The sequence below is a fragment of the Marinobacter sp. AC-23 genome (assembly GCF_001858325.1).
In the GTDB taxonomy this organism is placed as follows: domain Bacteria; phylum Pseudomonadota; class Gammaproteobacteria; order Pseudomonadales; family Oleiphilaceae; genus Marinobacter.
Map to the genome: position 1 here is coordinate 1 of NZ_MBPP01000093.1, position 2,631 is coordinate 2,631.

At 44.2% G+C, this 2,631-nt stretch carries 3 protein-coding genes; all 3 read left to right on the forward strand.

Annotated elements, in window-relative coordinates:
• Nucleotides 1–234 precede the first annotated feature (234 nt).
• The 3 genes from BCA33_RS19480 to BCA33_RS19490 all read left to right on the forward strand — a co-directional run bounded on the left by BCA33_RS19480 (nt 235) and on the right by BCA33_RS19490 (nt 2,263).
• Nucleotides 235–1,083: a hypothetical protein gene (locus BCA33_RS19480; protein WP_071268444.1), complete on the forward strand. Its 849-nt coding sequence runs from the start codon at nt 235–237 to the stop codon at nt 1,081–1,083.
• Between the two features lie 109 nt (nt 1,084–1,192).
• Nucleotides 1,193–1,843 (forward strand): hypothetical protein, encoded by a 651-nt coding sequence (locus BCA33_RS20580; RefSeq protein ID WP_071268446.1) that lies wholly within the window; start codon nt 1,193–1,195, stop codon nt 1,841–1,843.
• A 207-nt stretch (nt 1,844–2,050) separates the two neighbouring features.
• Nucleotides 2,051–2,263: an RNA-binding S4 domain-containing protein gene (locus tag BCA33_RS19490; protein ID WP_071268448.1), complete on the forward strand. Its 213-nt coding sequence runs from the start codon at nt 2,051–2,053 to the stop codon at nt 2,261–2,263.
• Nucleotides 2,264–2,631 lie beyond the last annotated feature (368 nt).

The following is a 2,631-nucleotide window of genomic DNA, read 5'->3' on the forward strand; positions in this document are numbered from 1 at the left end:
GTACAGACTGCGAGCGTGCAGGTCGATTCCACAATAATGACGGTGAGTGCTATGGTAAAAGTTCATGAGTCTTCTCCCTTGTAGTGCTTGGTCGCCTTCCAGCTTAGCGGGTAACCGCCGGGCTGGGGAGAAGGCTCAATCAGTATCAATCGCAGGCACGGCGACGTCTTTTTCGTTACGGCTTCGCCTTCACTACAAAGCCGCGCGTGCTGCGTGCGTTATGCAGGGAAGTAGATGACTATCGTTGTAGCTATGAAATTTGATGAAAGAATTTGCGTGATGTCTGACACAATGATTTCGGATCGCGATCAGGTTCGCGATAACATCATTCCTGGCAGGCTAAAGAGTATCGTAATTAATGAGTGGTTAACGGTTTCGTATGCAGGACTGTCTACGCAAGCAATTGATGCCATAAGAGAAATATTCCATGCAAACAAGGTCACAACAAAATCGGTTGTAGAGTACCTATTGGAAGTTTCAGCTAGATATCCTGATGAGTTGGATTTTATAGTTTGCTCTCATGAAGTTAAGGCAAAAATCATAAAGATATCGAACGGGACTCTCATGGAGGGCGCCAAAGCGTATTGGATTGGAAGTGCCCAAGCTGCTGCTGAACTATCCAAAGTTCCGGTGCTGGATGCCGAAGTTGAAAGCCTTCCAGAATATATGTCTGCAGACGAGGTTGTCTTCAGGAATTCGTTCATTACCTATATGCGAGAAAATAGATGCGAAGGCATCGGTGGAGCTGTTGTCGATTGTTTGTGCTCGCCATATGGACACTGCTACAACACTCATGCAGGAGCATTTTCATGGGATACAGTTATTCTTGGTATCGATAATAACGAAGAGAGGCAGAAAAATAATAGGACTGGCATGTATAATTACGAATATCACATATCAAGCACCTCTGCTCGCGGCCAAGGAATAGTTGGTTTCTATCTCGATCAAGCGAAAACTGGTTTCATTTATGACCCCATCCATTATGATGAAGCAATGAAAATTGAAGCTACAAACTTGTCAGATTTTTCGAAGTTAGTTGAAGATGCCGGGCAGGTTTTGTCGCGCAATTTGCATAACAATTAGCTCCAGTTCGTTCCGGCCCCAAGGGCCTCCACCGGACGTCCTTTTCATTGCGGCTTCGCCTCCATTACAAGGCCGCCGCTGAGCACAGCGTTAAACGTAAGGGAGAGAAATGGATCTAGCTACGATCACAGCCTCTGGATTGTTGGCGATACTGATAAACGTGATCGGGGCATTCTGGATCAAAGAGCGGCTTCGGCAGTCTATTAAGTATGAATATGATCAAGATCTGGCCAAGCTGAAAAGCCATCTAGATTTCGAGCTGGATAAGAAGAAACGTCTCTATGAAGGAAAGCTGGCTCAGTATAAGAAATACTTTGCCCTTATGGATTCTTATTCGCTGGAGCAGCGGCGCGCGCTGATGGAGGGATTTCAGGAGGGAATCTTCAAGATTTTGGAGAACCCCTCGACCGAGAACACGATCGAATACATCAAAAAGACTCTCAGCCTGCAGAATGATATTTCAGATAAGTTTTTGATGTTCAAAAACGAAATGAATGGCCTACGGCTAGAAGCCGGAGAGCCTCTGCTTGAGTTGATTGAGTCCTACGTCTCCGCTCTCGAAAAAGTACAGGAGAGAACGGTATCGTTTCTGAGCTGGATGAACGAGAACGCGACCACTTTTTTTTTAGCCCAGCCAGAGGCTGCGCAACAAAAGATTCAAGAATTCATGCAAGAAGAAGCTTCAGGGGAAGCTCAAGAATTGATTGGTCTTCAGGAGCAAATCTTCAGGGAAATGCGGCGTGAGTTGGGCATCGTTTAACCAGTCAATTAAGTTCGTTCTGCACTTCCCCCACTTCAGTAGACACGCATCGATAACTCCGCCAAAGGAGAAAACCGATGCCTGCTATCAAAACTGGCAAGAAAACCGAGAAGTACACCACCGAGTTCAAAGTCAAAGCCGTTGAGTGGAGTCACTCCGCATAAAGATGCAGATTAGTAATTTTCTAATTATTAGGGTGTTTAATAAATGAGTGTTGTTGGGATTAATAGAGAACCAGTTGAGCTTTATAAAATCTTGAAATTAGAAGGTTTAGTTTCTAGTGGTGGGGTTGCTAAGGCCGTAGTAGCTGAAGGCCAAGTTAAAGTTAATGGCATAATTGAAACTCAAAAACGTAAAAAGATTGTCTCAGGTGACATCGTTGAGTTTGAGGGGCAAAATCTAGAAATAAAATTAATATGACGCCTATTTATGTTTAGATGTTTTAAATAATATTTTAGCGGTAAGTGGTATAACAAGTTGCTGCAGCCGGATTTGTGTAAACTGTCACCTTGTTGCAAAAAGGCCACAAACAAGCCGCCATTTCACACCGTCCGCTGAGCAAGGCGTTGAGGCTGTAGAAAAAGGTCGGAGGCTTTTTCTGACCTGAAGTTGATCAATAATTAATCTAAAAATAGCGCCTATTCTTAAAATCTGGAGCATTTGTCACCGAAAACATACTCAGATTTTACGTAGGAACATCACCGAAAAAAGGCTCTAGGGTTTTTCTACAGCCTCGTTAGGGCTGGTCGTAGTGCCCTCCAATGGCGAAAATATAAATGGATCTGTCG

What these genes read in the sequence shown, in the direction of transcription:
- BCA33_RS19480 (WP_071268444.1), top strand. Translation starts at nt 235, where the DNA reads ATGACTATCGTTGTAGCTATGAAATTTGATGAAAGAATTTGCGTGATG.
- BCA33_RS20580 (WP_071268446.1), top strand. Translation starts at nt 1,193, where the DNA reads ATGGATCTAGCTACGATCACAGCCTCTGGATTGTTGGCGATACTGATA.
- BCA33_RS19490 (WP_071268448.1), top strand. Translation starts at nt 2,051, where the DNA reads ATGAGTGTTGTTGGGATTAATAGAGAACCAGTTGAGCTTTATAAAATC.